Source organism: Cupriavidus sp. SK-4 (assembly GCF_000611125.1).
GTDB classification, from domain to species: domain Bacteria; phylum Pseudomonadota; class Gammaproteobacteria; order Burkholderiales; family Burkholderiaceae; genus Cupriavidus; species Cupriavidus necator.
In genome coordinates this window covers 1-3,176 of sequence record NZ_JFJW01000230.1, presented here as the reverse complement: position 1 = coordinate 3,176, position 3,176 = coordinate 1, and the positions used below count along the sequence as shown (strand labels likewise).

General features: G+C 61.9%; 4 protein-coding genes. All 4 read right to left on the bottom strand.

The genetic code is table 11. From position 1 onward, the window contains the following. Positions 1 to 106 precede the first annotated feature (106 nt). Complete coding sequence (locus CF68_RS34635) at positions 107 to 841, bottom strand: amino acid ABC transporter ATP-binding protein (protein WP_035828063.1); 735 nt, start codon at positions 839 to 841, stop codon at positions 107 to 109. Then, positions 838 to 1,521, bottom strand: a complete 684-nt coding sequence (gltK, locus tag CF68_RS34630; protein ID WP_035828061.1) for a glutamate/aspartate ABC transporter permease GltK — start codon at positions 1,519 to 1,521, stop codon at positions 838 to 840. Before gltK ends, CF68_RS34635 begins: the two co-directional genes overlap by 4 nt. Positions 1,522 to 1,530: 9 nt before the next feature. Then, positions 1,531 to 2,259, bottom strand: a complete 729-nt coding sequence (locus tag CF68_RS34625) for an amino acid ABC transporter permease (protein ID WP_035828058.1) — start codon at positions 2,257 to 2,259, stop codon at positions 1,531 to 1,533. A 63-nt stretch (positions 2,260 to 2,322) separates the two neighbouring features. After that, positions 2,323 to 3,176: glutamate/aspartate ABC transporter substrate-binding protein (locus tag CF68_RS34620; protein ID WP_035828055.1), on the bottom strand; the 854-nt coding region annotated here is incomplete at its 5' end.

The window sequence follows — 3,176 nt, the reverse complement described above, 5'->3', positions numbered from 1 at the left end:
CGGAAGTGCAGGCGAAGAACGCGGCCAACACGGCCTGCACCTGAGCCGTCGGGAACGAAAAAAAGGGACGCCGAGGCGTCCCTTTTTGCTTGCCTTGCCAGGCCGGTCAATGATGCAGGATCTTCGACAGGAACTGGCGCGCGCGCTCGGAGCGGTGTTCGATATTGCCGAAGAACTCCTCCTTCTCGCAGTCCTCGACGATCTTGCCCTGGTCCATGAAGATCACGCGGTTGGCCACCTTGCGCGCGAAACCCATTTCGTGGGTCACGCACATCATGGTCATGCCTTCGTGCGCCAGCTGCACCATCACGTCCAGCACTTCATTGACCATCTCCGGGTCCAACGCCGAAGTCGGTTCGTCGAACAGCATGCAGATCGGGTCCATCGACAGCGCACGGGCAATCGCCACGCGCTGCTGCTGGCCGCCCGACAGCTGGCCGGGGTACTTCTCTGCCTGGCTCTTCAGGCCCACGCGGTCCAGGTACTTCAGGCCCTTGGCCATCGCCTCGTCCTTGGAGCGGCCGAGCACCTTCATCTGCGCGATGGTCAGGTTCTCGGTGATCGACAGGTGCGGGAACAGTTCGAAGTTCTGGAACACCATGCCCACGCGCGAGCGCAGCTTGGGCAGGTTGGTCTTGGGATTGCCCACCGAGGTGCCGTCGACCAGGATATCGCCCTTCTGGAACGGCTCAAGCGCGTTGACGGTCTTGATCAGCGTGGACTTGCCCGACCCGGACGGGCCGCACACCACCACCACTTCACCCTTGGCGACCTTGGTGGTGCAGTCGGTCAGCACCTGGAAGGCGCCGTACCACTTGGAGACATTGTTGATTTCGATCATACAGCCACCTTTTTCTGGTAACGCTTGACCAGCAGCGAAGCGGAGAAGCAGATAACGAAGTACACCACGCCGGCGAACAGCAACATCTCGACAATGCGGCCGTCCCGTTCGCCGATGCCGTAGGCCTGGCCAAAGAAGTCGGCCAGCGCGCTGACGTAGACCAGCGACGTATCCTGGAACAGGATGATCCCTTGCGTCAGCAGCAGCGGCACCATGTTGCGGAACGCCTGCGGCAGGATCACCAGCCGCATCGACTGGCCATAGGTCATGCCCAGCGCCTGCGCCGCGAACATCTGCCCGCGCGACACGCTCTGGATGCCCGCGCGGATGATTTCCGAGTAGTACGCGGCCTCAAACAGCGCAAAGGCCACCAGCGCGGACGTCATGCGCAGGTCGGTCGCCGGCGACAGGTTGAACAGGTTCTGCAGCACCTGCGGAATGATCAGGAAGAACCACAGCAGCACCATCACCAGCGGGATGGAGCGGAAGATGGTCACGTACCCCTGCGCGAACCAGTTCAGCAACTTGAACGACGACAGCCGCATCATCGCCAGGATGGTGCCCCAGACGATGCCCACCACCACCGCGGTGACGGTGATCTTGAGCGAGACCATCATGCCCTCGCCCAGGACCTCGAGCGTGGCAGGGGTGATGGAGGTGAAATCGAAGGAATAAGCCATGGCGCCCCCTTACTTGCCGCCGATAAAGCCGGGCACGCGCGTGCGGGCTTCCACCCAGCGCATGATCAGCATCACCGTCACGTTGATCAGCGCGTACATCAGCGTGACCGCGATGAACGATTCATACGGGCGCGCGGTGTAGTCCACCAGTTGCCGGCCCTGCGCCGCCAGTTCCAGCAGGCCGATGGTCGACGCCACCGCCGAGTTCTTGAAGATGTTCAGGAATTCGGACGTCAGCGGCGGCACGATCACGCGGAACGCCATCGGCAGCAGCACGTGGCGGTACGTCTGCGGCAGCGTGAAGCCCATCGCCAGCCCGGCGTTCTTCTGCCCGCGCGCCAGCGAGTTGATGCCCGAGCGCACCTGCTCGCAGACCCGCGCCGCGGTAAAGGTGCCCAGGCACAGCATGGCGGCCAGGAACTGCTGTGCGAACGGGTTCATCTGCTTGATCGCCTCGCCGCCGGGCAGCAGCTCGGGCATGACGAAATACCAGATAAACAGCTGCACCAGCAGCGGGATGTTGCGGAAGATTTCCACATAGGTGGCGGCGATGCCCGCCAGCCACTTGTTGGGCACGGTGCGCAGCACGCCGAGCACCGAGCCGATGACCAGCGCGATGACCCAGGACGAGAGCCCCAGGGCGAGCGTTACCTTCAGGCCGGAAATCATCCAGTCCAGGTAGGTCTCGTTCTGGGCGGCCTGTTCGAGGAAAACTGCCCAATGCCAGTTGTAGTTCATGTTGCGTCCTCAAAAAGAAACGGAAGGACATGCCTTCCGTTTCACACTGCTGTCAACGGCAGGTCAGTCCAGCGCCTTGTCGTTCGGCGTCTTGAACAACGCCTTCATGTCTTCGGACAGCGGGAAGTCCAGGTTGAGGCCCTTCGGCGGCACCGGGGTCATGAACCACTTGGTGTACAGGGTATTGACCGAACCGTCCTTCATCATGCCGGTGATCACGGTATCGGACAGCTTCTTGAACTGCGGATCGTCCTTGCGGATCATGCAGCCATAGGACTCGCGCGATTGCGGCTTGCCCACCACGATCCAGTCGGCCGGGTTCTTGGCCTTGGCGCGCTCGCCGTACAGCAGCGCGTCGTCCATCATGAACGCGACCGCGCGGCCCGACTCAAGCGTCAGGAACGACTGGCCGTGGTCCTTGGTGCTGATGATGTTCACGCCCAGCTTCTGGTCATCGTTCATCTTGCGCAGCAGGCGCTCCGACGTGGTGCCGGCGGTGGTGACGACGTTCTTGCCCTTCAGGTCGGCCCAGTCCTTGATGCCGGCATCCTTCTTCACCATGATGCGCGTGCCGATGATGAAGATGGAGTTGGTGAACGCAACCTGCTTCTGGCGCTCCAGGTTGTTGGTGGTGGAGCCGCACTCGATGTCGATGGTGCCATTCTGCAGCAGCGTGATGCGGTTCTGCGAGGTGATCGGGATTTCCTTGACCTGCAGGTTCGGCAGCTTCAGCTGGTCCTTGATGGCTTCCACGATCTTCATGTTGATATCGTAGGAATAGCCGGCTTGGCGCACGCCGCCCAGGTTGTAGTTGAACGGAATCGACGACTCGCGCACGCCCAGCGTGATGACGCCGGTGTCCTTGATCTTCTTCAGCGTGCCCGTCAGTTGTTCAGCTGCCTGTGCCGTCCCGCACA

Coding starts and splice junctions, on each gene's coding strand:
- gltK (WP_035828061.1), bottom strand. CDS start 1,521: ATGGCTTATTCCTTCGATTTCACCTCCATCACCCCTGCCACGCTCGAG.
- CF68_RS34635 (WP_035828063.1), bottom strand. CDS start 841: ATGATCGAAATCAACAATGTCTCCAAGTGGTACGGCGCCTTCCAGGTG.
- CF68_RS34625 (WP_035828058.1), bottom strand. CDS start 2,259: ATGAACTACAACTGGCATTGGGCAGTTTTCCTCGAACAGGCCGCCCAG.